Below are 26,443 nucleotides of genomic sequence, written 5' to 3' on the forward strand. Positions count from 1 at the left end.
TTCGTCAAGCGTTACCCACACTTGAAAGGTGAAGAAACAGAAGAAGCCTGAGACTCGAATCTCGCGGAAGGGGAGAACTACGCCCCATCAGGCCCTCTACGACAGATTTCTCCAAAAACTGATCTCGGCCCGCGAAGACGTGGGCCTGACCCAGCGTGAAGTCTCCGCGCGGATGGAAAGGTCGCATTCCTTCCTCTCCAAATGCGAGACCGGCGAGCGCAGTATCGAAGTGTTTGAACTCATCCAGCTTGCTCAGATATATGCAAAGCCTCCGCAATACTTCCTGGACCCTGATTAGTTCAGTTTTACGCCCGAGTCGGATGCGCGGAATTATATCCACGTAAAAATACGTGGGTTTCATTGTTTGCGTTATAGGCTCGCCCGATACTAATTCTTGCGGATTGACCAAGGGCCGCCAGAGATCCAGTAGGAGTCTGTACGGGGTGGGATCGTCAATGGAACCAGAAAGCTACGCAAATCTGCGATCAACTTAAGCAGGTCATTTGGCGCAGCGTTCATGTGCTCACGTTTTAGAAAGGCTTTCCACTGCATACCCCACTGCTCCCCATATTGATCCGTCAATCCTGTGGGTATGTCAGTTGGTATGGGAGTTTCCCGTTGCTCAAAGGTTCGTTGCACAGCAGCGAACAAAACAGCACGATCCAATTCAAAGGTACGGGAGATCAGCCAAAGGTCATAGAAGTCTTTAAGCCGACTATTGGCAATCCCCAGCGTCACCATAGCGTTGAACTTTTCCGCAATTACGGTTTCAACCGGATAGGCGCGGAGATGCGGTGCTGGCGAGTCGAGGAGGGCGGGGTAGTCGATCTCGACGGGCCCCGGCGTGATGACATCCCCAAAGCCGATGTCTACCTGAATGGGTATGCGTGCGCCGTCGATGATCGCCTGGGTACGGACTCGGACCCCTCCGTACTCAACGTCTTCGCGGATCGGCACAGCCGTTATGCCCTCAACGTCGAAAGTAACGCCGTCGTCAGGAACAGGAGTTGAGCATATAGCTTTGAAGGTGTCGGCAAGTGCCTCCGGGGTGCTGGCTCCATAGCCGAGTAGATCAAGGTCTCGCGTTGGCCGGAATGGATCTGGAAGCCATGTCACAAAGAGCAATGCGCCCTTGAGGATGAAGCGGTCATGGTGCGCGGAGACACTCAGCCGGTAGAGCAGCCTCTCCAGTGCGTATCTTGTCAGAAGGATTTGATAGTCAGAGCTTTCTGCTCGTGAGCGAGCGAGGAGCCTCGCCCTTACCGAAGCTCCGACGTTACGAGTTTCATGCGGCATCGGATACCACCGTTTCGACATAGGGACGCATTACCGTCCAGACCCGCGCTTTCTTCGCATATTGCCAAAGCTGATCCGGCGTACATTTGCGATGTCGAATACCTTCGCGCAGTCCTTCTATGGCTACGTCAATGCCAATCTTGTTGCGGTACCGAAAGCAGTCCACGATGGTTCGCGCAGGGTTTGTGATCGGGACTTCGCGGGATTGAATGAGATACATCTCTACTCCCTCGGTCATAGCCCATCCGCTAAACCGGACAAAGCGAATGGGCGGATAGCTGATCATAGGCCGCCATGCGGTACGTTCGATTGCCATCCACACGGCGGAAGGCATCTGGAGCGTCAGTTCATGAAATTGGAGAGCTGAGATGAGGCAGACAATTCCTTTGGGCACGAGCACAGAAGCCTCGGCAAGCATGTAAGCTGCTTCGATCTCAGTATCTGGAAGCTGGTAAAGCCCACGTGCGGGGCGAATGACTTGCTCCTCTCTGACCAGTCGCGCCAGAGTCTCCGGCTCAATGTTTTCAGCAATAAAGTCCCGAAGACGAAGCATCCCTCTGGCCTTTAGAAGATCGAGAGCACGGGTTCGTTGAGTGGCGAGCATGTTATAAAACCTATGCCTATTAGCATATCAGCATAGGTTTTCTCACACCATCTTTGCCTGTCCTGTAATGGATTTTCTTGATCGGTACTGGCAATCGGCTCCTCGGAAGTCATTCTAAGATGACGGAAAAAACGTTTGTCGGTACTTGTCGTCAGCTACTTGGGGCGGCTATGGCGAGGCGAGGAGTGATGCCCAAGCAATGTCGCAGTGAGTGGAATGCTTTGCAGAGAAGCCCTATCCTTATTTCGGGCGACTGATCCTACAGATTCAGACTAGGGTACATTCCGCGTTACTACGCATAACACCGTGTCCCGCTTCTCCACTGCACTCTCCATGCTCTACTTTTATGCAGGAGAGAAGCAATGGCGAAAGTGAAGTACGGGATTGCGACGTATAACCGATGGGCAGGAACCATTGACTCAGAGATCAAGGCTTCGATGGATGGATGTTACGGCGGGTTCCATGAGTTCTTCGAGAGTGCAGGTGAGAACGGGTGGGAGTTATGCGGATGCTTCCCGTCCGGCACGATAGGCAGCAACGTCGCGCAGCCTGATGGAAGCCTTCACAAAACAACCGATCCGAGCGAATACATTACGTTCATTTTTAAGAAGGTCTAGCCATAAGCGAACCTTATAAAAGTGAACTGAACACGATGTCGCCCGTAGCGATCAAGCAGGACCAAAAGGACATTCATGCGCCAAAACATGACACGTGGAGAGTTGTGACTTGCGATGCCTGTGGTGACAGATTTGGCGTGGGTCCGCACCATATATATGGTTAACGCACGACTGAGCAGCTGTGTGTCGAACAGCTTCAGACAATCCTAGCTTCAGACCACAAAGCCGGACGCAAACACTTGTCCGGTTACGAACTTAATGGCTAATCACTCTGGAGAATGAAGATGAAAGCAAAAAAACCGACTCCAAAGCGAATCATTTGGCCCCCGCGCATGACGCCTAAGAGGAAACGGGCGCTGGCTCTTCTGCAAGAGTGGGCTGACAAACGTATCGAGCTTGAATACTCCGCTCGCGCTGGCGTGATCTTCACGGGTACGCTCAGCGAGTTGAGCCTGGATGAGCGCCGAACGTCCTTTCTTTTCAGGAACGACTTTGGCGTTCATGCAGTCCTGTCGACCGATCTATACGACCGAATCGAAGTTACCGAGATTGGCGACCTGCCAATCAATGTCGGCTTTTTTCGTCAAGGCGATTTTAGCGATGGCTTTTCAGCTAGGCCGAAGGATGAGCGAGCAAAACCGAAGAGAGACCTCAAGCGTGTGTGTGAACTATTTCGCCATTGGGAACGTCTCGACACAATGCTCATGGTGAACACGGGCGACGGGATGCGCATTACCGTAGCATGTGGCAAGGTAAAGGAACTATCAGATCGTTTCATGTTCACCATCGCTGATACAGAGACGATACATTTGATCGCGCCTGACCAGAGCACCTCTGTCCACTTCGAGTCCGAGGGCGATGAAGTGAGTGTCATGCTTTACAACGATAAGTCTGGAATGCACTTTACTGTGACCAATCGCCTTGAAAGACCAGAAGATGTAATAAATCGTTTTTCCGCGCTGACAACACTCATTCAGTAGTCTCGACCTGTCCGTACTTAATCTCATCAAAAAGCAACAAGATAAAAACTACCTTTGTGTCCCGTAAGCTGCCTTCAGTGGAACGATAGGTTCGGATACAACGGGCAGGATGCCCGCGCTCCCGCCTGCTGCCCCCGTGGTTCCAGAAGGGTCTCTTTTTCGATGATTTCGATATTCAGTTGTTGATAACAGACCAAAGCGCTCATCGAGGTCTATTCTGAGACTTTGATCACCACAACGGCGTTTATGAGGACCAATCTCGCTATCCCAAGCTCGATGAGTGCGTTGGCCTGTTCTCGTCAATGGAGAAAAGCAGCAGAATATCTCCGAGAAGCCGATTTCAGCGGAGGAATCATAACTCCAGCCTCGTCAGAGATTGACCTCGACAAAGTATTCGCGGATCACCGAGATCAACTCGTCAGCAGCCGGCGGGCAATATTCAGCTGAGTGGGCCAAGATGATATGAGAATAGTGCGAACCTGAGAACTTGTCCCCTGGAATGAAACGGATAGGAACAGCGGGTTCGATCGAGATGGGATGACCAACTCTCTGCCCAAACATCATGTTGTCCGCATCCGACTTCGAGAGATGCCGGAGTTCGATGAATCCCGGATCAAACTCTTGGTTTCTGAAGAGCAGACGGTTTAGGTCAGGCGGGTAGCCGTCGTCGCGTCCGCCCTTTGCGTTGCCAGAATCTTGATCTTGAAAGGTCGGATATACGTAGGAGAGAGAGCTGATCCAGCGATTTGCGATGGCGAAGGTTAGATAGGTACCTTCATTTAGGCGATGAACTCCTCGTTCCGGGTCGGAGCGCTCGTCAACAGGAAGCTCAAGGAACTGTGTGAGGATGTAGTGCCAGCTGGCATCGCCGTATGAAAGATCCGAGTGGGCGTCTACGTGGTCTACTTCAAAGCTCTGCGAAAGGGTACCCTCTGTCCGCCATTTCCTCCAAGCGTTGAAAGCGCCATCGTGGGTTTGGCAGAAATGACCCGGAATCTTCTGCTCGCGTGACAACCCACTCTGAGACTCCAAGAAGGTTCGGACTACCTCTGGCGAAACACACTTATGCTCAGCATCAGAGGGCCGCCCGTCCACTGGTCCACGAACAATCGGCCAGCTGAAGAAATCGAGGTCGAGGTCGAGCACTTTGTGCATATGGACCAGACTATCAAGCTCTATTGGTATCAGTCTCGGGAAACGCCGTGCTCGTCAGCAGTGCTCCTGGACGTGTGCCAAATCGCCTTATCGCAAGTGATTAGCTCTGGAATTTGGGGGCGAAGGTGTCTAGGAGTTTCGTAACAGTCTCTAAGAGGCCCGCAGAGATGGGGGCTGGAAGCCGCTTATGCGGCTTCCAGCCGGGAAGAACCCTTCTCCCGCAAACAAAAAACAATCAATGGGTGGATCTCCGCTGACAACTGGAAGCAACATGATGAGCGACGATCTTGGCGTCCATTGCTCGGGAGTAGAAGAGCCAACTAGACTGGAGGCTCGAAACATCAGGAATACGTTTCTTCACCCATGGCAGATCAAAGTCAATTCGCTCCGCCTCACGCCCCTCGTCCGTTCATCGGTCGCGAGCCGGAATTGGAGTGGCTATCCGAACGGATCGGCCCTTATAGACGGCACTTTGGGGATGCCATCTCAGTTGTCGGTGAGCCTGGAATCGGAAAAACTGCGCTCGTCAGACGTTTTCTGGAGCTTCACGCTGAGGAATTGACGCCAATCTATATCGCTTGCCGCGAGTGGACGCGCGACCGCCCGAACTTCCTTGAAATCTTCGACGGTCGCAGCGTGGAATGGCGCTACCGGCGGGGCGTGACCGTAATCTTCGACGGTGCCGAAGAGGTTCCTCAGCGGCGGTTCATGGAACTTTACCGCGATGCCGTGAACTGGAAGATCGTGGAACGGGTCGTTGTCACCAGCCGGAAAGAGGTTGAGCTACGCGGAGTCGAGCAACTGGTTCTTACACGGCTTCCAGAGATCGACGCAGAAGCCTTACTGCGGGCGAAACTGTCGCTGTCGAGCATCGACGAGAAATCTGCTCTACGCGTCATAGCCGCAGTCAATGGTCATCCTGAGGCACTCGCCATTCTCGCCACATTGGCGAATTCCATGTCGCGCGAGCAGTTGCAGCGAATCCTCTCCGGAAATCTTTACGATATCGGCGATGTGCCTGCGAGTGAGCGACGCAGCCTTGCGCTTGCTGCCAAGCCTGTGATTCTTAGCGCAACCGATGATCTGATCCAAAAACTCAAGAGAGAGCCAACGGACATTCATAAACTCACTCCTCGTCAGTACGAGGAACTGATCGCGGAATTGCTACGCGATATGGGTCACGAGGTCATGCTGACGCAAGCAACCCGTGACGGAGGCAAGGACATTCTTGCAACGATGAAGACTGACATCGGAGACATACTCTGTCTCGTTGACGCCAAGAAATATCGCGAAGACCGCAGGATTGGTGTCGGAATGGTACGAACGCTGTACGGCACTCTAGCGGACTATCAGGCTAGCAGTGCCATGCTCGTCACAACCTCTTCGTACTCGAAAGATGCAAGGGCAATGCAGGAGAGACATCGGTATCAACTCTCGCTCAAGGACTATACGGACGTGGCTTCGTGGATTCAGAAATACGGCAAGAGCGGGCGTTAGCGCGCCGAAACCAGTCTTGCCGGAATCGCACTCTATGTCGTTAGGTGCCGACGGAAAGCGTGCGTGGTTAATTCATTTGCCGCGGCACAAAGGTTCCAGTAATTTGGTCAGCAACCCCGTATTAGCTATACACACCACTTGTGGAGCTTCTAGTGAAACTGTCCCGCCTCTACGCCATGCTTCTCGTGTTCGCCTTCCTTTTCCATCTGCCGCCTGTTGCGCGTGGTCAGGCACCAGGACAGCAGCAACAGCAACAACAGCAACAAGCGCCGATGAAGCCGAAATCGGACAGTACCTGCACCGCAGCCGAGACGCAAGCTGCTGTGAAAGACCCAAAGCATCTCGTGCCGCTTTCTTACCTCATTCCTTGTGTCGAACAGCTCTTGGCAGAAGCTAACAAGCAGTTGGCGGCTGACCAGGAGCTGCTCAAGAAAGACAGCCCAAAGTCTGCGCCGTACCCTCCGCTGTCAACGGCGGAATTTGATTTCCAGGGTGTGACAACGTCAGACGCTACGGGAAACCTCACGATCCTCAGCGTCTTCACTGCAGGTGCAGAACGCAAGTCGAAAGCTACTCAAGAAACGGACATCACATACTCAGTGCCTACGCCACCAGCCGCTCATGGCGGGATGTTGGAAGCGCATTCCGCAGTAGGTGATTGGTTTCGCAGATTGATCAATGACTGGAAAGCGCCTCATGGCGAAGCCCGCAGTTTGGATAAGACGCTGCCCGACGCGATCGTTTCAGCGATCAAGGAGGTCGAGCAGTATCCCACGGTCACAGGTGGAGGCGGGGAGTTGCTGTCACATCGGAAGATTGTGATCTCGATCGCGTTCGAAGTGGACAGTTCCTTCAACACAGACCTCGATTTCAGCAAGCTCACGATCGTTGGTCCCAAAGCCACGTACTCAAGAGAAAGCGACAATACGCAGACGCTGAAACTCACCTTCGAAGACAAGTCTTCCTAGTCTGCCGCGACTTGCCGAATGGCGGTCGTGCCGTGTCAAACGTATGATCTCTGAAGGTTCTTATGCTCAAGAAATGCTTCATCACCGCACCCTACGGCTTGGATTTGTCTGCGTTGCAACAGGCCCTAGACGCCCAAGGCATTAGCTGGCAGTGGGCCGATGGCCTGTCGAGTGCGGTTCCGCTGATGGAGGCTATATCAAAGGCGATCCGTGAAGCTGACTTTTTACTAGCAGTCGCCTCAAGCGAAACTCTTGGTGCCAATAGTGCTCTCGAAATCGGTTTTGCGCTTGGTCGGGGCATACCTGTTGCGCTGTTGACTACAGGCACTTTCGCAATGCCGTTCGATGCGTCCAACCTGCATCATCTGAAAACCGATCTCAAAGACTCAAGACTCCTCAGCTTTCAGTTGGGTTTGCTCGTCGAAAGTCTTGCAACACCCAAGGCCAAGCGACAAGCGAAGGCGAAGTCCAAATCACCGCGAAAGATCGGGGCCCCAAAGCATGTGCAGGGGTTTGCTTCGGCCTTCGAAGAAGAAATTGCCAACCTGGTCATTGCAGCAGGTGGGCGAGTGACCGTGCCCGACCGCAGAGACAGAGATCAAGCTGTCGCAGACCTTCTGATGTGGTGCCCGGAGATGGACAAAGAGTTTTTCAATCCCGCCGCGATAGAGGTGAAAACCAGGCTCGACACGGCAACAGCCAGAGACATTCAGTTGCGGCTTGGTCATCTTGTCGCGTCTTCAGGCTTCGGCTGTGGCCTGATTATCTGTGGTACAGATCTTTCGGCGTCTGTACGCAGCAACCTTCTTTCCATTCCCAATGTTTTCGTCATTAGCCGGGCGGACTTTGAAGCTCGGTTGCGGGATCGAGAATTGGCGTCTTGGGTACGGCACGAACGAAATCGCCTTGTGCACGGGGTGCGTTGATGCCGTTCCCCTTTCGCAAGATTGCGAAGCGGCTACAAGAAGGAGACGCTGCAACGACAACTGAAGAAGTCGGAGCCGCGCTCGAAGATATTATGACTTGGAGCCTGTGTGCCTTACCTGGGGTTCGCGTCCTTCATCGAGACTTCGTAAACCATGGAAACTCCGCGGAATTCGACCTGTTCCTTTTCAACAACCCTCGGCTTAGTCCCATCGAGTTTTTGCCTCAGTATCTTGTCGTTGAGTGTAAGAACTGGCAGGCAGCAGTAGGAAGCGCCACCGTTCGCGACTTTATCGGCAAGGTTGAATCAACCAGGCTAGAGGTAGGAATTCTTGTTGCCGCAAACGGCGTAACGGGCGATGCGAACGAGCGCACGGCTGCAAACGATGAGATTCGAGCAGCGTTTGATCGGCGCGGTACGAAAATTCTGATACTCACCCGCGCTGAAATCGAGGGTTTTCGTTCGGCAGACGATCTTGTGCTCCTCCTAGAAGAGAAGTTCGGTAAAGCATGTCTGCGGAGTACGACTCTCGGCTAAGAAGGATTTTCCTGCGGCACTCCGGGTATTGCTGGATCGGCTTTCCATCCTCCGTTATCGTTTGTCTCCATCGTGACCTGTTGAAAGCCCTTCGGATTCTTGTCCCAGGGCTCCGCATAGGTCACGAAGTTTCGCCCATCTTGAGACTTGTAGCGTATCTGGAATCCGCGCTCAGGAAGAGTGGTCAGACTCGCACTGATGTCCGCATCCTGTTGAGGTCCAAGGATTGTTTGAGAGACCTGAATCGCCTCTAAGGGGGTGACTCGGCGAAATATCGCGGAGATCTCGGACGCAACCCCCTGGCCATGATTTTGCAGCACATATCGGTCGCCGTGGTTAGGTGTCGCTAGTTCGAGCCTGACAACTAAGATGGGGCGCAGTTGTGCCAGCAGTTGATGACGGATCAGTTCGCCTTGGAACTGAGCTGCCTTTGCGTTCTGCTCGGCTGCGACTCGCTGAGCTTCTGAAACTGCCGTGGCAGCGCTGGATGCCTTGACCTGCTCTTCGGCCGCCGCCGTAGCCCTTTCCGCTAGAAGTCTTTGTTCTTCGGCCACTTCGGTCTGCTTGCGTGCGACCTTTGCTTGCTCTTCTGCAGCAATAGCCTGACGATCCGCCGCTACTGCTTGCCGGTTGACAGCGACGAACGTTCTGATGAGGACGATGATCGTGACAAGGCTCACTATGAACGAAATCAAGACCGCAATCGCCGTCGCATTTTGTCCGGAAGTGAGCCAATGCCACGGATGCTCGAATTGATACAGAGTCGGCGCCATCGTCGTGAATGAGACCTCGATTGATGGTAAATCGCCAATGCGCTCATCGAGAACTGATTTGTAACGTGAAGTCGCTTCTCGTCATTGGTGACGGGAAGAGCGTTTATCGATACTTATCTTAGATCTGCAGGACGAAGGGCAAGCTTTACCGGAGACGACTAGATCCTTGTCCTTCACTGCATCTTTGAAGCATCGTCCGGAAATTATGTGCGATCTTCTCCTGGGTAGCATCGATCGACAGCGACCACAAACCACTGAGTTGCTCGACAACTTGATGGAGATGTACGGGACGGGCTGGAAGCCGCCCTAGTTTGGTATAGGGGCCATCTGTTTCAAGGAGACAACACGAGGGCGGAACTCCAGCCAACAATTCTTTTCCACTACTGCTTTTCAGCATCGCGCTGTTGACTGAGAGGAAGTGGCCGGCGTCGAGGATCTTTGACAACACCTCCTTTGTTCCGGTGTACCAGTGAAATGTCGCGCCAGTAATTGAATCATCACGAAGACATGAGAGGACTTCGCTTTCAGCTTTCCGCGAATGAATTGAGAGAATCTTGCCTTTTCCTGCAATCCGTTCCAACACGAATCGAAACGACTCGATCTGCTTCTCTTTAGTGCCGATGCCGTCTTTGGAGAAGTCAAGTCCAACTTCGCCGATGTATGAGGTAGAAGGTTCGAGTTGTGAGAAAAGGTCTAGTTCGCGCTGCGAGTGCGGTGCCAACATTGGATGTAATCCCAAAGAAAGTCGCACATTCTTTAGACGCGAAGCAGGTTCTTTACCGGCCGCGAAATGACTTGGAAGGTTCGTGATCGCAACAATGGCCACGCCAGCCTGCTCTGCCTCTTTCGCGATCTCACGAGGATTAGGGTAGCGATCCAGATGGCAATGCATATCGAGGATCAAATTTTAATCCCCGCCATTCGCTTTAGCTCCTTCGTTCCCTTCGCGCGAAATAGTTGGCGAATCTCTTCGAATGCTCGAACAACGAGATCAGCATAGCTGTCCAGGTGGATCACGTCCAAGGAACCATTTGCCAGAAGGAGGGTGGCAATCTCCCGCCGCGATGGGTTCCTTTGCACGAATGAAAGGCACGCACGGAGGTCCGCTGGTCCTTCCGTCTTGGTGTCGTTGAAGTCGACTTCACCGGCGCAGATGTCGCTCCCATAGAGCTCGTTGTCGAGGCCTGCGGATTGGAGAGCTGCGCGGCGATAGATGCAGGGCATGCACCGACCGCACGACTTCACATGCTTATTTGTCCACGTTCTTTTGTGTCCGCGCTTCGCGCACGAAACTGAAGACCCAACTAGTTCTCGGAAAAGCGCTTGGTTGGCGCATGTGCGAGCTACCTCACCCTTTGTCTTCATCATGAGGGGATTTTCTATGGGATATTTCAGTCCCACCTCTGCGAAGACTTGTGCCAGCAGAGCAATGTAGAACGGGTGTGCGGTGCGCGTGCTACAAGATCCTCGACGTGAAGGACTAAGTGGAACGTTTAGCGCGATCGTACCGTTCTCTGGCAAGATAAGCGGGCCTTCGAATCCGTATCCGGATGCCACACACACCGCGACCGCGATGAACAAAAGCGAGCGACCCCGTAACGTAATCTCGGAAGACTCGCCGGTATTGCCGACACGTACCAGAGATTGAGCAATACGGCCGGGGTACGTTTTACGAAGGGTCGGCAAAATGTTCTTTTGATCCCCGAAGGGCCCGGTCATCTGCCCGTCATGATGTCCGGCGAGAAGAAGACCTTTGCTCGGATTTCCTTCCAGCCAGTCGATCACGCCTGCGAGTGAATCCATCCCTCCAGAAAACAACGAGACGGCACCGATTTCTGCGATTTTTGGAATCACGCGGCCAATCGCGGAAGCACCGAGCAGTTGACGTTTGGCTTCAACAAAATTGAAGGTCCATGTATCTCCAGTCAAGAAAGAGACACAGGCATTCAAACTACTGGACGCGTTGGTCCATAGGCCGGTCTCGCTAACCGGGATGGTGACATCAAAGACGCGGGTCCAGGAGTTCGATGCATCGGTTCTCAGAACGATCTTATCGAGACTGTAAACTGTGGCCGCAATTAGTAGAAAGTCAATTGCGACTCGATTTGGCAAGCGCTTCAGCCCAAAGGCCGTCGACTGCACATCGAGTGTGCCGACCGATTTGCCGTCATGATCTTTGATACTGACAACTGGGAATTTCTCTGATGTAGAAGCTAGTTTGTCGATCACAACCGTGTAAGGCATTAGGCTCCAAAGACCTCCAGCGTCTGGGCGCAAATATCGTTGACGATGTTCGCGCCATCGGTTCCTCCCCAATCAACCTTCGACAAGTCACGTTCCAAGGCTCGGCCTGCCAAGGAAGACCTAATGAACTCCCTGATCTGACCAAGAAAAGACACGGCTTGCTGCGCTCCTACTCGTTGCACCAAACGTTCGTAAAAGACGCGACTGAATTGCTCGAAGATGTAGTGACCGAAATAGCGTTCCAACAATCCTTCGATATTGAGTTCCAGATTTGAGAGAATCGCTTCCACGTCTTCTACGGTCTTGGCTTCGGCTAGAAGCTCTTCTTGAAGATCGGAAAGCGCTTGACGTGCATCGGCGTCATCAATCGTGCTTGATTCGCCACCCAGTCGATCAAGGAGCGTGTTCAGCACGTCGCTGACGGACATGCCATCGAGATTTCCCAGCCCGGCGCGTTTGGCGGCTTCGGAAAGGCCAAACTGCTGAACATCCGAGATGAAGTTTGCTAAACGACCCGCTACGGCGCGGGCTGGCGCGGCAGATCCGGCCCCGCCGGGAGCACCTCGCCGGTCGCCCCTTGACATCTCGGTCTTGCCCCCGTTGGCATGAACTACCTTTTGGACGAGTCGTCGTAGCCTGGCAGCCGGAATGTTACCGTCTTTCGCGAGCCGCGTGACATCGGCCTTCACATGTTCCCAGCTCGGTGGCGCATCGTAAGGAGCGGATGTACCCATTATTTCTTGCCCCCTTTGGTCGTTGTCCTGTATGCGGCTCCGATTTTTTCATTCGACTCCTTGAGTCGGTTGAGGGCAGGCTGGAGTACTGTCCGAAACTCCGCATGGGCATTGACAAGATTCCCTACATCGGTGCCTGCAGCGATATTTGCCTTGGAAAATGGAACTGCGAGGAGCATTCCGTTGTACCGTTCTCCGGCGCCTGCAATACCTTTTTCCATCAATAAGCGCATCGCGTCAAACCCCTTCTTATCGTCCGGCTGGCGCATAATTGCTTGGTCAAGGAGTTCATAGAGCATCTTGAGTTCATCGCCTCCAAGCTGCTTCGCCGTTTCGAGGCCGGTGTTCCGCTGTACCGTGACGCCCGAAAGAAGGTCTGCCAGTACTGCCCTCGTGAGCGGACTGACCATCGAAAGGCCGGCAAAGGTCGCGTCCAGCTTATCCCGCGCAATCCAGAAGTAATCCCTCAAGTCGACGTTCGCCAGAGCCGGTTCAAGAGCAATCCACTTCCGGGTAGCGTCGTCCCGCCAACCCTTGATCAGATCTTTAGAAGCTTCGTTATAGGCGCTTTCGTCTGAACCAGCTTTCTCAAGAGCAGCAAGTTCCAATGGAAGGCCTGCTTGGCTGGCCTGTTTCGCAAACAGGTCTTTAAACAATCCATCGTCGGTGTATTCGAGGATCATGAGCTTGACGAGCACGTCGTCCTTGATGTGACTAAGCTTTGCGACCTCTGCAAGTTTCTTCCGCAGAATGAACGCATTCAGAAAGCGTTTCACTTGCCTTGGATTGCCTTCAAGTCCTTTAGCAATCAAGGGGGCTGCAGTAGCGGAAAAAATGAGCGATTCGCTCAGCGATCCATTTGGCTCTTTGCCCAATGTCTCTTTCACCTTAGCAAACCCGAATGCGCTGTAGCGATTAGCCGTCCGTTCCCTGTGGCTTTGAGCGATACAGCGGTCGGAATCGTTCTTCCCGAGGTAGAGTCCGCAGAAAAGCAGAGACATGTAGGTCTCTATCTCCGAGCTGGATAGTCGAGGTAAGCGGTACGGAATCTGGATTACCTTTTCGAGGTAATCCTTGACTAAGCGCTTGTTCTCTACTGTTTCTTCACCTCCCGCTCGCTCCGTATAGCGGAGGCGGATTGCGTGCTCAACAATGCGAGGATCAGCACCGATAACAAAAGCAGTAGATGGAACGCTCAAAAACAACTTGATCGCTTCTAGGTTTTCGATTACGCGCTCTGGACTGCAGCGATCAAGGTCATCGATCAAGACAACGAGAGTTTTGATGTCGCTGTCCACGAGAAGCTTGCTGAAACGTTCGCGAAACGTGCGGACGTTTGATGCGTGTTCCTCTTCCTTGGCCTTGAACCAGGACCCTTCGCTTTCTGCCTTATCGTGGGAGCCCTCTCCTTCGGATTTTTCCTTGGTGGCATGGCCGAGTCCTGCTGAAGCGGCGAGTACTGCCGGAATCGCGGCCATGCCACCCGTTGCAGCAGCGGCAACCGCTGGAACTACGACATGCTTCAATCCGAATTTTGCTAACCGCATCCATTCAACCGACTTCAATAACGAGACGGCGTTATCGCGAATCTTTGGCCCGAATCTCTTATGATCACCCAAAGAGAGAAGGATCGATGAGAGGATCGCCGACTTGGCGTCGTCGTAGCCTTCGAATAGCCAGCCATTGAAGTAGACAACAGCGACGTCTTGGTAGAGAGTCTGTTCCACATCTTGGTCGCTCCATCGGTCGGGCGCGAGATCGCGTTGCAGCATTTTCATAATGCTCGTCTTACCACCGCCCCAGTCGCCGAACAGCCCAATGGTGACGGGCAACATCCTATCGTCTGAAACGACGTTGCGAATAAGGTCTGCGTGGACCTGGAATCCAATCAAATCATCTGAGGTTTCGTTGTCCGCCCACATAGCAAAAGCTCCTTACGACAGCTCGACGAACGGCTTATGAATGCATGCGGCTGCCAGCGCGCCTCTCCCCATAAGGGATTTAGCGATTATCGACCGCAATGTGCTGTGCATTTCAGGAGCCGAGGAGAAGCCCACTAATTCTATATGGGAAGGCCTCTCGTCTGAGCGGGTCTCGGGTTCGCCTGCTTCCGCCGCCGCCGAGCAGCATCAGTCCTGCCACATTGGGATCCTTATAAGTCGGCATATCGTCAGTGACGGGGTCGGTAATGGACCTCCTGTAGGCCAATTTCCAAATTGGGAATGAGTTGGTGGACTGATCCGCCACGGTCAGTCCATTGCCCACTGAAAAGTTGGGGGCATTTTGGGGGCAAATAGCGCCCAGAATGCCGGTTTTTTGCCACCAAACCGGCTATTAACCCTTTTAGAATCAATAGCCGTCTACCCTTCGACCACCTTCACACGGTGGAAGTCGTAGGTTCGAATCCTGCTGTGCCCACCATCAAATCAACATCTTATGTAAGCGCGAACACAGGAAATGGGTGCAAACGCGGGTGCAGATGGGTTCAGTTAGGCGGAAGCGCCTGTTTGGACGCTTGTTCCTGCTCCCTGCATTGGCGGGATTGTTTGCCCGGCGATGAGTGCCGCGAGTGCGTTCTGTGCCTCCCGTTTGTCTTCGGTGACGGCCTGAGCGTACCCAGGAGGTCACTTTTTTCTACCCCCTCGGTTCTTCAAGCCCTTTTAAATGAGATGGCTGAGCTGAGAACGCATGTATCAGAGATGACAAAATAGTAGAGGACGGGCAGAGTGCATAAGATGGCTAAAACTTCGATGGCGGCCATTGTTCCTACTGGCGGTTCTTTGATGTATGGAAGTCTGGTGTCCTCGCAGACGTATTTTTGTTGGCGCCAGGAGTATGGATCATCTTGCACTGAAGGACATCCCTCGGGAAACTTCTAAGCACTGAGCGACGGCGTAGTGCGGTCGGCCATGCCTGTGAGCGTGACGTGAGTGAGCGGTATCTGTGCCTTCTGTTGGAATTGTCTAGAGGCGCGTCGAGCTATTGACTGACACAGCGCGAAGACGAAGATTGCTTGCCGCAGGCTACTGCATAGAGAAGGGCGTCATCTCCACTCTCGCTTCGCCATCGACATGGCCTCGAGCCATGAACCCGCCCGAGAACAGAGTGGAAACAGGAATACATGCGCTTTGCATGTGCAGTCTAACTGTACAGATAAACTGTATACATGTCATACTGGTTCTATGAATGATCGGGTGAATCCTTCTCAAGCTGGGCGCGCCTCTGCACTTGCAGCAGAGCTTCGGGCACTCTTTGGCAAGCTCAAGCGAAAGCTGCGTGAACAAGGTGGGCAGAACGATTTGACGCCTTCGCAAGTCTCCGTTCTGCTTCGTATCGAGAGAGACGGTCCCGCGGCGGTGTCGAGCCTGGCCCGAGCTGAGGGAATGCGCCCTCAGTCGATGAGCACCATCATCACATCGTTGCTGGAAGCCGGATTGGTGAACGGCTCGCCGGACCCGAACGATAGACGACAGACCTTGATGTCACTCTCCCGAAAATGCCAGAAGTTACTCAGGGATGGTCGCGCCGCAAGGCAGGATTGGCTCACAACCACAATCCAGAAGAAGCTCTCTTCCCAGGAACAGGAGAGGCTTGCTTCTGCCGTCGACCTGCTCGCGCGCCTTATTGAAGACTGATGTCTTCGAGTACAACCGCTTAACTCTCATTTAGATCCATCCGAGGAGAAGAACCTAATGCCAGTCACAACGCTTGATCCAAAGACCGCCCTTATTGTCGTTGATCTCCAGAAAGGCATTATCAACTTACCCTTTATCCATCCGGTTGCTGGAGTCATTGAGCGAACCTGCGCTTTGCTTGATGCCTTTCGTCAGCGCAATCTCCCGGTCGTTCTGGTCAATGTCGCTGGAGGCGCACCAGGTCGGACGGAGCAGCCGCGCCGTTTCTCGACGCTACCCGAGGGATTCAGCGATCTGATTCCGGAGCTGAATCGCCAGGCCAGCGATATCGTGGTGACGAAGCGGACGTGGGGCGCGTTTGCGAGTACAGATCTAGAAGCGCAATTGAAGGCCAACGGGGTAACGCAGGTCATTGTCACTGGAGTGGCGACCGGAACCGGCGTCGAAGCCACGGCTCGCCAGGCCTATGAGGCAGGCTTCAATGTAACGCTTGCCCTCGATGCCATGACCGATTCGCGCTCCGAAGCGCACGAGTACAGTCTTGCAAGTGTTTTCCCCCGACTCGGAGAAACAGGCTCAACCAACGACATTCTTAACCTGCTGGCGACGAGGAGCTTATAACCATGAACAGGCTTCATCTTGTGTCGTACTTCTTGGGGGGATTATTTCTGGCCAACGCCATTCCGCATCTTGTCAGCGGCATGATGGGACGGCCCTTCCAATCTCCCTTCGCAAAGCCTTCCGGCGAAGGGCTTTCCTCGTCTACAGTGAACGTTCTATGGGGCTTCTTCAACGCCATTGTCGGCTATCTTCTCGTGGTGCACGTTGGCAACTTTGAACTGAGATCAATAAGGGACGTTCTTGCTCTTGCGGTTGGCGCAATGCTGATTGGCCTGTTCTCAGCACGGCATTTCGGCCAGTTTCACGGAGGCAATTCTCCGGAACGTTCATGAAGAATCCAGCGGCGAGTGCTTTCCGCGCTTTGAGCATCTTCAATTTTCGTGTGTGGTCAGCGGGCGCTCTGGTCTCTAACATCGGGACATGGATGCAACGTGTTGCTCAGGACTGGCTCGTCCTTACGCAGCTCACACATCATGATGCCTCCGCTGTTGGGATCGTTATGGCGTTGCAGTTTGCACCGCAGCTTCTTTTGTTGCCTTGGACCGGGTTTGCCGCGGATCATCTCAACCAGCGCAAGCTCCTGATGGTCACCCAAGCGACGATGGGAGTGTTGGCCCTGGCTCTGGGAGTCCTTACGATCGCGGGCAACATCCGTCTTTGGCAGGTCTATGTATTTGCATTTTTGTTTGGCTCGGCGGCCGCATTGGATGCTCCCGTGCGCCAGACTTTCGTGGCCGAGTTGGTGGGCGACGAGCACCTCCATAATGCAGTGGCGCTGAACTCTACATCCTTCAATGCTGGCCGTATGATCGGTCCTGCAGTTGCTGGTCTGCTCATAGCGAAGGTGGGAACTGGGTGGGCGTTTGCGATCAATGGCCTGTCATTCGCTGCGGTCTTGATCTCGATGTCGATGTTCCGCGTTTCCGAGCTGTATCCAAACACAAGAGCCCGACGCAGTGGCGGAGGTTTTCTAGAAGGATTCCGCTATGTCTGGGGTCGTCAGGATCTCCGAGCGATCCTGGTCATGCTGTTTCTGATCGGGACCTTCGGACTCAACTTTCCGATCTTTACTTCGACGATGGCTGTCAAAGTCTTCCACACCGATGCACGAGGCTTCGGATTGCTGTCCTCCATCATGGCTATTGGTACCATCTCTGGAGCGTTGATCGCAGCAGGTCGTGCCAAGCCGAAGTTCGGCTCATTATTTGTCGGCTCAGTGGTCTTCGGAATCGGATGCACCCTGGCTGCGCTGGCGCCCGGTTACTGGTGGTTCGCCGCTGCTCTTGTGGTCATTGGTGTTGCGGCCCTGACACTTACCAACGCGACCAACAGTATGATGCAGCTCACGACAGAGCCTGCCATGCGCGGCCGAGTCATGGCCCTGCGCCTCGCCGTCGCGCTTGGAGGTACGCCGATAGGTGCTCCGATTGTGGGTTGGGTGGCAAACCGTTTCGGTCCCCGGTGGGCACTTGGCGTAGGTGCGTCATCGGGGTTTGCCGCGGCCCTGGTTGCGATATATGTCCTGACCAGACGAAGCGGATTGAACGATGCTGACTTGCCTCGATGGCGTCTCGGCAGTCGCACTTGAGTGATGCGATCTCCTCCCCCCACGGGGGGATTGAAACTGTGACATCGGTTTATCGTCAGTGATCGCCTGCCGACAATGAGTGTATTACGAAGACAAATCGACCTTCGCAACGCATAGAGTCTTCTATCCGGTTACAACAATTTCGTGCTCTTCAGGGCCTTGCTTCGCAGAAATAGCGCGCAGCACACCCGGCCGAGCGTACTGTCTTGGAGAGCAGCCCATAATGCGGCGGAAGGCCTTACCGAAGGCGCTCTCAGACTCGTAGCCGAGCGACTGAGCGATAGCGGAGAGGCCGTCTGAGGAGTTCTTCAGCCGGTCGGCAGCCAGAAGCATGCGCCAGCGGGTGAGGTACTCCATGGGAGTGGTGCCGACGGTCTCGCGGAAGCGTAGTGCGAAGACCGAGCGCGACACGCCGACACGTTCGGCCAGCGATTGCAGCGTCCAGGGATATCCTGGGTCGTTGTGCATGCTAATGATGGCGATGCTCATGTGCTTGTCAGACAGTGCAGAAAGCCAGCCTCGACCGGCGCTGGCGGCGTCAGCCAGATGCAGGCGCAGGGCTTGGATAAGCATCATGTAGGCGAGTTGTTGCGCAATCAGCGAACCACCGGGTTGTGGGTCCCGAAGCTCCTCGCGAAGGCGCTCGAGCGACCAGCGCATGGCGGCCTTGTCCGACTCGCGGCGGATGTGGACGATGGACGGCAGCGAGCTCAGAAGCATCTCGGCGTGGCTTCCTGTGAACCCGAAGAAGCCTCCTGCGATGTATCGGGCACCTTCGGGGACCACCGGGACGTCCTTGCCTTTGCTGAGGTAGCCCCACGCGAGTGTGTAGTGGACCGGTTCGAGCGAGAGATCCGTGGTGAGCCGGAAGGGAAGTCCGCGCGGGAGCAGGAAACAGTCCCCGGCCTGGAGTAACACAGGCTCGGGCACGCCTTCGACCACCAGCCAGCATTGGCCGGCGAGCATGGCGTAGCACTTGATGCCCTGATGCTTCGGGAAGTAAATGGCCATATCGCCCGGCACCATAAAGCCGCCGGAGGTTAAGCTCTGAGGCTTGAGCAGGGCCAGAACCTCGGAGAGAGGATCCATACGGAGAGTAGACGCCAGACCTGGCTGCAAGAACTGAGTCTCGGATTTTGGGGGAGACAAGACGATTGAGCCGATCATGCGGACTTTTAGTATAGATCGTCCGGATGTTGAGATCCATCTATTGATCGTCGGCGCAGATAGGCCGCGTGTTCTTGAGATCTAAAGGAGAGATTGTTATGCGTATCTTTATAACTGGAGCGCCCGGTTTTATTGGGTCGGAGCTTGTGCCGGAGCTAATCAAAGCGGGGCATAGCGTACTGGGGCTGACGCGCTCGGACGTCGGTGCTGAAAAACTACGTGCGGTGGGAGCCGAGGTGCTGCATGGAAATATCGAGGACCTCGACAGCCTGCGCAAGGGCGCAGCCGATTCCGATGGCGTGATCCACCTGGCCTTCAACCATGACTTCTCCCAGTTTGAGAAGAACGCTGCAGATGATCGCAATGCGATCATCGCGATGGGGGAGGTACTGCTGGGCTCGAACCGGCCGTTCGTCGTGACCTCAGGCACGGCGATCGCAGCTAACGAGAACGGCAAGGCATCGACGGAGGACGGCCCGACTGCTGCATGGAACCCGCGTGCGGCTTCGGAGGCGGCAGTGAAGAAGTTGACGGCGCGCGGCGTGAACACCTCAGTGGTGCGGTTACCGCAGGTTCACGACACACGCAAGCAAGGGCTGGTGCCCTATCTCCTTGCCGTGGCCCGCGAAAAGGGAGTCTCGGCATATATCGGCGACGGCAGCAATCGCTGGCCCGCGGCGCACGTCTCCGATGTGGCACGCTTGTACCGTCTGGCATTTGAGAGGGCAGAGCCGGGCGCGATCTACCATGCGGTGGACGAGGAGGGCGTGACCATGAAGGCCATCGTCGAAGCGCATGGCCGGGGACTAAAAGTGCCGGTGGTCAGCATCAAGCCCGAGGAGGCTGAGGCACACTTCGGCTGGCTTGGCCGCTTCGCCGGGCATGATATGCCGTCCTCGAGCGCTATCACGCAACAGAAGCTGAACTGGAAGCCAACCGGGCCGGGCCTGATCGCCGACCTGGACGGTATGGACTACACGCAAGCCTGAGTCGGCTGACGGCGCACCGGCGGTTACCCGTAGAGCGCCGGTGCGCCAGATGAAAACAGGGCTGCGATGTGGCTTGGAGCAATTCATCTGTACACCGAAGGGCTTGCCTGAAGATAACGATAAACTGGGTGAGATTCAGATAGTATGGACGGAATCGCCATGTTATCGACCGAGGTCCATCGCTCCAGACGGCAGATGTTTTTGTGGCTTGTAACAGCCTGCGCGGCGCTCTTTTTTTGCTTTCGCGGGCCATACAGGGCTATCTACCATATGGGCACGGATTTTGCCTCGCCTTATGTCGCGGGATGGCGGTTTTGGCATGGGGTGAACCCGTATCCACAAGAAGGCTTTTTGAATCTTTGGCATACGCTGGGAGCGCCGCTGTCCGTTCAACTGAACCAGTCGGATTCCAGCCCGGTATATCCTCCCCTTACTTTGGTCTGGATGGCCCCCTTTTGCGCACTGCCGTGGCATGTGGCGGTCGTCCTCTATACCGTGCTTTGCGCCACCCTGTATATCGCCCTGCTTCTTCGCCTGGGCAGGCTACTCCCGGGCAAGGACTTGAGGCTATTGCTACTCGCCTATGGCTTGGCGTTCTCTCCGATTCACGCTGGAATGGCCACGGCCAATTTGAGCATTCTCGGTTTTATCCTTGCGGCTCATGCTCTCCTGTCAATTCGAAGCAGCCCCGCGATTGCCGGTATCCTCGTGGCTCTGGCTCTGTGTTTCAAGCCGACGATCGGTGCGCCTGCTGCCGCGCTGCTCCTGTTTTTCTGCTGCTGGACGGAACTAGCCTGGTGCATCTCCGTTACCGGAGCCGCAGCCATCTTTTCCTACTGGAAGCTGCACGCTGTCCCAGGTTGGAAAGAGGTGTATAGCAGCAATGTTCATTATCTGTTTGGTCCTCATGGAGTCGCCAGTTACTACACTTTGGCGGACTCTCGCTTCGATCTGCTGAATCTGGAAGTCCCTTTGTATGGGATGACGCGTAGTTTTCTGCTCACGAATCTTTTTGCCTATGGCATCACGGCGATCCTGTTTGCCTGGTGGGCATGGAAGTTCATTCCTTTGCAGCGGCTCGACTGGGCTGCAATTTCGTCACTTTGCCTGATCGCATTGCTTCCTGTTTATCAGCGCAACTATTGCGCGGGCTTTGTGATCTTCGCGGTTTTATGGGCTTTGGCCAAGGGCAAGGAAAGTGGACAGGCGCGCCTTCTTCTTCTGTTGTCGGTATGTTTTCTCGTGCCTGGTGAGGCCCTTCTCAGGAGCTACTCTTCGCACCTGCCAGCTTTTCTTCTTGCCCCTCTATGGAAGAACCTTTTGTTCGCCTATGACACATGGGCGATCGTCGGAATGATCGTTCTTGTCCTCGCAAGCCGTGACTCCGCACCTCCCTCCGCAGCCGCAACCAAATAGTTTTCACCTGGTGGATGTGTCTTCTTATCGAAGACTCGACGACCTGTGCCTGCTGGATTGCTGCGGCGCGGAAGAGATATCTCGCAGGTTGAGTCACCGTTGGGGACTAATTCAGCGGATTGCTCGCTAAGCTACCGGGTCCGATATCTAGATATCTATTAGTTCTTTACGCTTCCATGAAATTTGCGTTGCTGTGGCTTTAATTTGGATGGCTTGCGGAGTTATCTAAAGGTAAACCAAAGGTTCAATCGTTGAAATTGATTTCAAGCCGCTCGATGACGAGGGAAGGCTTGAAGTCTTGCAGTTTCCAATAGGCGATTCTTCCGCAACAGTACATCGACTGCCATGAAATTTGTTCATGGCAGGGAAGTTGATCGCTTGACTGAAATCAGAATTTTGAGATGGTGCAGATCGTTCTCGAAATTAAATAAGAGAGGAAAAAGATGTTTATTCGTAAGTCGATTTATGCTGCGCTGGCGCTGACGACATGCCTGCCCACGCTTCCCGCTCGAGCAGCGGATATGAAGTCACCCATCACGCTTGTCTCTCAGACAGAGTTGCCCGAGATTGTGGGCGACTTCGATCATCTTACCGTTGACCTCAAGCGCAAGCATCTATTCGTAACAGCGGAGGTTCATCACTCTGTTGAGATGTTCGACCTGATGACTGGAAAACATCTGCAGAGCATTGGCGGATTTAAGACTCCGCACTCCATCGCCTTTTCCCCCGAAAAGGATGAGTTGATGATCTGCGATGGAGGCGATTCTTCTCTCGTCCTGATATCGGGCGAGGACTTTCATCGACTGGATCGCATCCAGCTTGTGGATGGTTCAGCGACGGGCAAGGGCGACTCGCCGGACGCCGCATATTACGACAAGGAGAATCGCCTTTATTACATCGGCAACGGAGGCGTATCCGCAAAGATGGAGACCTCTAAGATCTCGATTTTCTCGGTGGACCAGGGAAAGCTCATCGGTGACTTCGATGTAGATGGGAATAATGTTGAGGCGATAGGGATCGATCGCAGCGCCAATCGGCTTTACGTCAATATCCGCGATAAGAAGCAGGTTGGGGTATACGATCTCTCCACGCGCAAGCTCATCACGACTTGGACAGCTCTCGATATGAACAGGAATACCGCTCTGATCGTGGATTCGAAGTTGCACCGCATCTTTGTGGGTGGGCGTAAACCCGGGCAGCTCTATGTCTTCAATCCTGAGGGCAAGATCGTTCAACAGCTCTCAATGGTTGAGAACAATGACGACATGAACTGGGATGCAGCAGCGAAGCTGCTATACGTAAGTGGAAGCCAGGGATTGAGCATCTATCACCAGGACACTCCCGACAGCTATACCGAAGTGGCGCGGATTCCGACGAACGGTGGTAAGACGGCGCTCCTGGTGCCGCAGGCCGGGATCTTCTTCGTCATTCATCCCAAGACCGACATTGATGGCGCGGGTCTGCTCGTATACAAGGTGAAGCCTTAGGACGATTGGGCCGTTATGACACAAGCAAAGCCTTCCTGGCGGTCTTTTATGAGGTTGGGAAGGTTTTGTTTTGTGATTTGGAGGGAGGAACGAATAAAGCCTCTCCCGGCTGTCTTTTTGGCGAAGCACCGAGAGAGGCCCGAGATCGACAACCGAAGGCTGACGATATCTTTCAAATATATCCGAAGTCTACCTATTCGGCCTAAGGCTGAATGGGCTTTTTAGTAGAGAAAGTCTAGTCGAAGTTGGTCGATCTGGTTACGGTCTCCCACGCCGCGAACTCGGAGTGCAGGGAGTCCAGATCCTTGCCTACGTACTCCAGCGCGTCGGGTCCCAACAGCAGGTGAGCCGGCGGATTCTCTAAGCCAGGCAGTATGACGAGGGTTCGTCCGGCCTTTGATCGAATAACGGATTGCCATCGTATACGTCCTTTCCCTGTAAAAAGCCTTGGCACACATCGCGGTGGTTACATCGCAAGTACTGCAAGATTACGCAACAACCTCCGGGGCATCAAACCGCGCAAGCTTCTGTGTCTCGTATATGCAGCTAGTGGCCGTGCCTTCCCGGTCGAGACGACATTCCCATAAACGCGTGAAGGGTATCTGCAAGCGCCTCAATTGATCTCCGGCCGGGTTTATCATCAGAATAAGAATGGAAATCCATCAACTTCGTTACTTCTGCGCAGTCGTAGAAACGGGTAGCTTTACCAAGGCCGCAGAACGAGAGGGCATCGCACAGCCCTCGCTCTCGCAGCAGATCCGTCGATTGGAACAATCGTTGGGCGCAGAGTTGTTTGTGCGCCAGAGCCGCGTTATTCGACTGACTCATGCAGGCACGGTGCTTTATCCGTACGCGCAGGAGATCCTAAAGCAATCGAAGCGAGCCTCTGCGCAGGTCCGCCAGCTTGAAACAGATATTCGCGGGCCTCTGCGGATTGGCGTGATCCCAACCGTGTTGCCTTATCTGGTCGCTCCGCATCTTCCCGAATTCTCCCGCCAATATCCTGAGGTCGACGTCATCCTTACAGAAGACATCACAAGCAGCCTGGTGCAGAAGCTGCGCACAACTGACCTCGATCTCATCGTCGTAAGCCTTCCACTGCGAGACCCGGATATCGTGTGCAGCGAACTCATGCACGATCCGCTGGTGCTGGTAACGCCTGAGAATCACAGGCTCATCTCTCCGCAGGAGACGCGCAACTTCGATCTCTCCGGCGAACGGCTCATGCTGCTCAAGGAAGGGCATTGCTTTCGCGAGAACATGCTCACGGCCTGCAAGCGTAACAGTGCGGAGATGGCGCCGGTATTTGAGTCCGATCACTTCGGCTCAATCTTTCCTCTTGTCGCAGCAGGGGCAGGGGTTACGATCGCACCTCTGATGGCTGCCTCCCACGCCGCGCATTGCACGATCAGCCCATTGCCCAAGCCGCAGTTTCGCCGCATCGGTTATGCAAGGTTGAAGACGAATGCCACTTTCAAGCCTCTGAGTGCTTTTATAAAATGGCTGCGTTCTGTAGCCTCCGAGAGATCGAAAGCGATGTAATTCGCCGTATTTTTACTTATAAGAAATCTCTATACATGGCATAGGTCGAGTCGGCTACCTCCTGATGCGCTCACCCGATAGGGTGGAGATGCGGCGTTCATCGCCGTGCATACATGGAGAGATTGATGAAAGTACCGATAGTAGCCGCTCTATTCCTGGGTGGAGGCCTTCTCTTTGCGCAACAGCAACAGAAGCAGCTCACCACAAACGCCGGAGCCCCCGTCGGGGACAATCAGAATACCCAGACGGCTGGTCCGGACGGACCTCAACTTCTCCAGGACATTCACGCCATCGAAAAGCTCTCCGCATTTGATCGCGAGCGTATTCCCGAGCGGGTTGTGCACGCACGAGGTGTAGGGATTCACGGCGTCTTCGTCAGCTATGGAGACTTTTCGCAGTACACGAAGGCCGAGTTCCTGAATGCGAAGGGCAAGGAGACGCCGCTCTTCGTGCGCTTCTCGACCGTGATGAACTCCATGGGTTCGCCTGAGACTCTGCGTGACCCGCGCGGCTTTGCCGTAAAGTTCTACACGCAGGAGGGAAACTACGATATCGTTGGCAACAACCTTCCGGTCTTTTTCATTCGTGATGCCATCAAGTTCCCAGACTTTGTACACGCGCTGAAACCGTCGCCTGTTACCAATCGGCAGGACCCGAACCGAATGTTCGACTTCCTCTCTCTGGCTCCTGAGTCCACAAATATGTTGACTTACGTCTACTCCAATTTGGGAACTCCAGCGAACTACCGCCAGATGAATGGATTTGGAGTACACGCTTTTGAGTGGGTCAACGCCAACGGAAAAGTCATATACGTAAAGTACAAGTGGACCTCGCTGCAGGGAGTGGAAAATATTACGCCACGCACCAACGCCGAGGTTCTGGTCAAGAACTATCAGGTTGCAACGGATGATATGTACGAGCAGGTAGGCAAGGGCAACTATCCTTCCTGGGAACTTAGCGTTCAGATCGTAACTCCTGAGGAGCTATCTAAGTTTGACTTCAATCCGTTCGATGACACGAAGATCTGGCCAGAGAACGTTGTGCCATCAATGAAGATCGGTAAAATGACGCTTAACAAGATGCCGGATAACTACTTTCAGGAGACGGAGCAGGCTGCCTTCGCACCGGGAAATCTAGTGCCGGGTATCGAGGCTTCGCCGGATCGTATGCTTCAGGGCCGACTCTTTGCTTACCTCGATACGCAGCGATATCGCGTCGGACCAAACTTCCAGCAGTTGCCGATCAATCGTCCAGTGTCAGCGGTCAATAGCTACAACCAGAATGGGCCGATGGATGCGCGGCAGACGCATGGCGGGATCAACTATCAGCCCAATCATGCTGCAACCACCATCGCGGACAATGCGAAGTTTGATGTAGCGCCGATTGCAGTAACCGGTGCGATCCAGCAAAAGAAGATCGCCAATCCGGATAACTACCGTCAGGCTGGCGATCTCTACCGCTCGCTCAGCAAGCAGGATCAGGACGATCTCATCACCAACCTGGTGGGCGATCTGTCCGGTGTACGTGACCGTGCGATTGTCGTCGAGATGGTTAGCCACTTCTATAAGGCCGATTCCGAGTATGGAACTCGTCTTGCCAAGGGGCTGAATCTGGATTTGCAAAAGGTAACTGAACGCGCCGCGCAACTCTAACAAACAATCAATTACT

The 26,443-nt window shown here is 54.2% G+C and carries 25 protein-coding genes and 1 tRNA gene; 17 read left to right on the plus strand and 9 right to left on the minus strand.

All coding sequences use genetic code 11. The features are described from left to right. Positions 1 to 28: 28 nt before the first annotated feature. Complete coding sequence (locus FTO74_RS08680) at positions 29 to 298, plus strand: helix-turn-helix transcriptional regulator (RefSeq protein ID WP_162537784.1); 270 nt, start codon at positions 29 to 31, stop codon at positions 296 to 298. An 89-nt stretch (positions 299 to 387) separates the two neighbouring features. Here FTO74_RS08680 and FTO74_RS08685 read toward each other — a convergent pair whose 3' ends face one another. Then, entirely contained in the window at positions 388 to 1,296 is a 909-nt protein-coding gene (locus tag FTO74_RS08685; protein WP_162537785.1) for a nucleotidyl transferase AbiEii/AbiGii toxin family protein, read from the minus strand. Next, positions 1,286 to 1,900 (minus strand): type IV toxin-antitoxin system AbiEi family antitoxin domain-containing protein, encoded by a 615-nt coding sequence (locus tag FTO74_RS08690; RefSeq protein ID WP_162537786.1) that lies wholly within the window; start codon positions 1,898 to 1,900, stop codon positions 1,286 to 1,288. Before FTO74_RS08690 ends, FTO74_RS08685 begins: the two co-directional genes overlap by 11 nt. 362 nt (positions 1,901 to 2,262) lie before the next feature. Here FTO74_RS08690 and FTO74_RS08695 point away from each other — a divergent pair, with 362 nt between their 5' ends. Then, positions 2,263 to 2,517 (plus strand): hypothetical protein, encoded by a 255-nt coding sequence (locus FTO74_RS08695; protein ID WP_162537787.1) that lies wholly within the window; start codon positions 2,263 to 2,265, stop codon positions 2,515 to 2,517. Between the two features lie 284 nt (positions 2,518 to 2,801). Continuing rightward, positions 2,802 to 3,497, plus strand: coding sequence for a hypothetical protein (locus FTO74_RS08700; protein ID WP_162537788.1), 696 nt, complete (start codon positions 2,802 to 2,804; stop codon positions 3,495 to 3,497). A gap of 369 nt (positions 3,498 to 3,866) precedes the next feature. Here the strand turns inward: FTO74_RS08700 and FTO74_RS08705 are convergent, their stop codons facing one another. Further along, positions 3,867 to 4,652, minus strand: a complete 786-nt coding sequence (locus tag FTO74_RS08705) for a UPF0489 family protein (protein WP_162537789.1) — start codon at positions 4,650 to 4,652, stop codon at positions 3,867 to 3,869. A 363-nt stretch (positions 4,653 to 5,015) separates the two neighbouring features. On the opposite strand from FTO74_RS08705, the gene FTO74_RS08710 reads away from it, so the two are divergent. From FTO74_RS08710 to FTO74_RS08725, 4 genes are all read left to right on the plus strand, one after another. Further along, the gene (locus FTO74_RS08710; RefSeq protein ID WP_162537790.1) at positions 5,016 to 6,149 is read left to right on the plus strand and encodes a restriction endonuclease; all 1,134 of its coding nucleotides are present in this window, start codon (positions 5,016 to 5,018) and stop codon (positions 6,147 to 6,149) included. Between the two features lie 152 nt (positions 6,150 to 6,301). Further along, positions 6,302 to 7,117: a hypothetical protein gene (locus tag FTO74_RS08715; RefSeq protein ID WP_162537791.1), complete on the plus strand. Its 816-nt coding sequence runs from the start codon at positions 6,302 to 6,304 to the stop codon at positions 7,115 to 7,117. A 62-nt stretch (positions 7,118 to 7,179) separates the two neighbouring features. Then, complete coding sequence (locus FTO74_RS08720; protein ID WP_162537792.1) at positions 7,180 to 8,043, plus strand: hypothetical protein; 864 nt, start codon at positions 7,180 to 7,182, stop codon at positions 8,041 to 8,043. After that, positions 8,043 to 8,579: a restriction endonuclease gene (locus FTO74_RS08725; RefSeq protein ID WP_162537793.1), complete on the plus strand. Its 537-nt coding sequence runs from the start codon at positions 8,043 to 8,045 to the stop codon at positions 8,577 to 8,579. The genes FTO74_RS08720 and FTO74_RS08725 overlap by 1 nt, the downstream gene beginning before the upstream one ends. Here FTO74_RS08725 and FTO74_RS08730 read toward each other — a convergent pair. The 5 genes from FTO74_RS08730 to FTO74_RS08750 all read right to left on the minus strand — a co-directional run bounded on the left by FTO74_RS08730 (position 8,576) and on the right by FTO74_RS08750 (position 14,252). Beyond that, the gene (locus tag FTO74_RS08730; protein ID WP_162537794.1) at positions 8,576 to 9,352 is read right to left on the minus strand and encodes a hypothetical protein; all 777 of its coding nucleotides are present in this window, start codon (positions 9,350 to 9,352) and stop codon (positions 8,576 to 8,578) included. The genes FTO74_RS08725 and FTO74_RS08730 overlap by 4 nt on opposite strands. A gap of 145 nt (positions 9,353 to 9,497) precedes the next feature. Continuing rightward, the gene (locus FTO74_RS08735) at positions 9,498 to 10,256 is read right to left on the minus strand and encodes a TatD family hydrolase (RefSeq protein WP_162537795.1); all 759 of its coding nucleotides are present in this window, start codon (positions 10,254 to 10,256) and stop codon (positions 9,498 to 9,500) included. Continuing rightward, a complete protein-coding gene (gene qatC, locus FTO74_RS08740) occupies positions 10,253 to 11,596 on the minus strand; it encodes a Qat anti-phage system QueC-like protein QatC (RefSeq protein WP_162537796.1) in 1,344 nt (447 codons plus the stop codon). The genes FTO74_RS08735 and qatC overlap by 4 nt, the downstream gene beginning before the upstream one ends. Beyond that, entirely contained in the window at positions 11,596 to 12,330 is a 735-nt protein-coding gene (locus FTO74_RS08745) for a hypothetical protein (protein WP_162537797.1), read from the minus strand. The genes qatC and FTO74_RS08745 overlap by 1 nt, the downstream gene beginning before the upstream one ends. After that, the gene (locus tag FTO74_RS08750; RefSeq protein ID WP_162537798.1) at positions 12,330 to 14,252 is read right to left on the minus strand and encodes a P-loop NTPase fold protein; all 1,923 of its coding nucleotides are present in this window, start codon (positions 14,250 to 14,252) and stop codon (positions 12,330 to 12,332) included. Before FTO74_RS08750 ends, FTO74_RS08745 begins: the two co-directional genes overlap by 1 nt. A 365-nt stretch (positions 14,253 to 14,617) precedes the next feature. Between FTO74_RS08750 and FTO74_RS08755 the strand changes: the two genes are divergently transcribed. The 5 genes from FTO74_RS08755 to FTO74_RS08775 all read left to right on the plus strand — a co-directional run bounded on the left by FTO74_RS08755 (position 14,618) and on the right by FTO74_RS08775 (position 18,174). Further along, a tRNA-Ser gene (locus FTO74_RS08755) sits at positions 14,618 to 14,751 on the plus strand. Positions 14,752 to 15,512: 761 nt separating this feature from the next. Then, positions 15,513 to 15,965 (plus strand): MarR family transcriptional regulator, encoded by a 453-nt coding sequence (locus FTO74_RS08760; RefSeq protein ID WP_162537799.1) that lies wholly within the window; start codon positions 15,513 to 15,515, stop codon positions 15,963 to 15,965. Between the two features lie 57 nt (positions 15,966 to 16,022). Continuing rightward, positions 16,023 to 16,586 carry an isochorismatase family protein gene (locus FTO74_RS08765; RefSeq protein ID WP_162537800.1) on the plus strand — a complete coding sequence of 188 codons (564 nt, stop codon included), beginning with the start codon at positions 16,023 to 16,025 and terminating at the stop codon, positions 16,584 to 16,586. 2 nt (positions 16,587 to 16,588) lie between these two features. Then, positions 16,589 to 16,918 (plus strand): hypothetical protein, encoded by a 330-nt coding sequence (locus FTO74_RS08770; RefSeq protein WP_162537801.1) that lies wholly within the window; start codon positions 16,589 to 16,591, stop codon positions 16,916 to 16,918. Continuing rightward, positions 16,915 to 18,174, plus strand: a complete 1,260-nt coding sequence (locus FTO74_RS08775; protein WP_162537802.1) for an MFS transporter — start codon at positions 16,915 to 16,917, stop codon at positions 18,172 to 18,174. Before FTO74_RS08770 ends, FTO74_RS08775 begins: the two co-directional genes overlap by 4 nt. A gap of 123 nt (positions 18,175 to 18,297) precedes the next feature. Here the strand turns inward: FTO74_RS08775 and FTO74_RS08780 are convergent, their stop codons facing one another. Continuing rightward, positions 18,298 to 19,263: an AraC family transcriptional regulator gene (locus FTO74_RS08780; RefSeq protein ID WP_162537803.1), complete on the minus strand. Its 966-nt coding sequence runs from the start codon at positions 19,261 to 19,263 to the stop codon at positions 18,298 to 18,300. Positions 19,264 to 19,439: 176 nt separating this feature from the next. Between FTO74_RS08780 and FTO74_RS08785 the strand changes: the two genes are divergently transcribed. The 5 genes from FTO74_RS08785 to FTO74_RS08805 all read left to right on the plus strand — a co-directional run bounded on the left by FTO74_RS08785 (position 19,440) and on the right by FTO74_RS08805 (position 26,427). Beyond that, a complete protein-coding gene (locus FTO74_RS08785) occupies positions 19,440 to 20,330 on the plus strand; it encodes an SDR family oxidoreductase (protein WP_162537804.1) in 891 nt (296 codons plus the stop codon). Positions 20,331 to 20,474: 144 nt separating this feature from the next. Then, entirely contained in the window at positions 20,475 to 21,746 is a 1,272-nt protein-coding gene (locus FTO74_RS08790; protein ID WP_162537805.1) for a glycosyltransferase 87 family protein, read from the plus strand. A gap of 443 nt (positions 21,747 to 22,189) precedes the next feature. After that, positions 22,190 to 23,233, plus strand: coding sequence for a hypothetical protein (locus FTO74_RS08795; RefSeq protein ID WP_162537806.1), 1,044 nt, complete (start codon positions 22,190 to 22,192; stop codon positions 23,231 to 23,233). 651 nt (positions 23,234 to 23,884) lie between these two features. Beyond that, positions 23,885 to 24,775 (plus strand): LysR family transcriptional regulator, encoded by an 891-nt coding sequence (locus tag FTO74_RS08800; protein ID WP_162537807.1) that lies wholly within the window; start codon positions 23,885 to 23,887, stop codon positions 24,773 to 24,775. Positions 24,776 to 24,900: 125 nt separating this feature from the next. Beyond that, on the plus strand, positions 24,901 to 26,427 hold the full coding sequence (locus FTO74_RS08805) for a catalase (RefSeq protein WP_162537808.1): 1,527 nt from the start codon (positions 24,901 to 24,903) through the stop codon (positions 26,425 to 26,427). Positions 26,428 to 26,443: the final 16 nt, after the last annotated feature.

This window comes from Granulicella sp. WH15 (genome assembly GCF_009914315.1).
Classification (GTDB): Bacteria; Acidobacteriota; Terriglobia; order Terriglobales; family Acidobacteriaceae; genus Edaphobacter.

Coding starts and splice junctions, on each gene's coding strand:
- FTO74_RS08770 (WP_162537801.1), top strand. CDS start 16,589: ATGAACAGGCTTCATCTTGTGTCGTACTTCTTGGGGGGATTATTTCTG.
- FTO74_RS08780 (WP_162537803.1), bottom strand. CDS start 19,263: ATGGATCCTCTCTCCGAGGTTCTGGCCCTGCTCAAGCCTCAGAGCTTA.
- qatC (WP_162537796.1), bottom strand. CDS start 11,596: ATGCCTTACACGGTTGTGATCGACAAACTAGCTTCTACATCAGAGAAA.
- FTO74_RS08775 (WP_162537802.1), top strand. CDS start 16,915: ATGAAGAATCCAGCGGCGAGTGCTTTCCGCGCTTTGAGCATCTTCAAT.
- FTO74_RS08745 (WP_162537797.1), bottom strand. CDS start 12,330: ATGGGTACATCCGCTCCTTACGATGCGCCACCGAGCTGGGAACATGTG.
- FTO74_RS08805 (WP_162537808.1), top strand. CDS start 24,901: ATGAAAGTACCGATAGTAGCCGCTCTATTCCTGGGTGGAGGCCTTCTC.
- FTO74_RS08705 (WP_162537789.1), bottom strand. CDS start 4,652: ATGCACAAAGTGCTCGACCTCGACCTCGATTTCTTCAGCTGGCCGATT.
- FTO74_RS08720 (WP_162537792.1), top strand. CDS start 7,180: ATGCTCAAGAAATGCTTCATCACCGCACCCTACGGCTTGGATTTGTCT.
- FTO74_RS08730 (WP_162537794.1), bottom strand. CDS start 9,352: ATGGCGCCGACTCTGTATCAATTCGAGCATCCGTGGCATTGGCTCACT.
- FTO74_RS08685 (WP_162537785.1), bottom strand. CDS start 1,296: ATGCCGCATGAAACTCGTAACGTCGGAGCTTCGGTAAGGGCGAGGCTC.
- FTO74_RS08800 (WP_162537807.1), top strand. CDS start 23,885: ATGGAAATCCATCAACTTCGTTACTTCTGCGCAGTCGTAGAAACGGGT.
- FTO74_RS08790 (WP_162537805.1), top strand. CDS start 20,475: ATGGACGGAATCGCCATGTTATCGACCGAGGTCCATCGCTCCAGACGG.
- FTO74_RS08690 (WP_162537786.1), bottom strand. CDS start 1,900: ATGCTCGCCACTCAACGAACCCGTGCTCTCGATCTTCTAAAGGCCAGA.
- FTO74_RS08765 (WP_162537800.1), top strand. CDS start 16,023: ATGCCAGTCACAACGCTTGATCCAAAGACCGCCCTTATTGTCGTTGAT.
- FTO74_RS08785 (WP_162537804.1), top strand. CDS start 19,440: ATGCGTATCTTTATAACTGGAGCGCCCGGTTTTATTGGGTCGGAGCTT.
- FTO74_RS08795 (WP_162537806.1), top strand. CDS start 22,190: ATGTTTATTCGTAAGTCGATTTATGCTGCGCTGGCGCTGACGACATGC.
- FTO74_RS08760 (WP_162537799.1), top strand. CDS start 15,513: ATGAATGATCGGGTGAATCCTTCTCAAGCTGGGCGCGCCTCTGCACTT.
- FTO74_RS08725 (WP_162537793.1), top strand. CDS start 8,043: ATGCCGTTCCCCTTTCGCAAGATTGCGAAGCGGCTACAAGAAGGAGAC.
- FTO74_RS08710 (WP_162537790.1), top strand. CDS start 5,016: ATGGCAGATCAAAGTCAATTCGCTCCGCCTCACGCCCCTCGTCCGTTC.
- FTO74_RS08695 (WP_162537787.1), top strand. CDS start 2,263: ATGGCGAAAGTGAAGTACGGGATTGCGACGTATAACCGATGGGCAGGA.
- FTO74_RS08700 (WP_162537788.1), top strand. CDS start 2,802: ATGAAAGCAAAAAAACCGACTCCAAAGCGAATCATTTGGCCCCCGCGC.
- FTO74_RS08750 (WP_162537798.1), bottom strand. CDS start 14,252: ATGTGGGCGGACAACGAAACCTCAGATGATTTGATTGGATTCCAGGTC.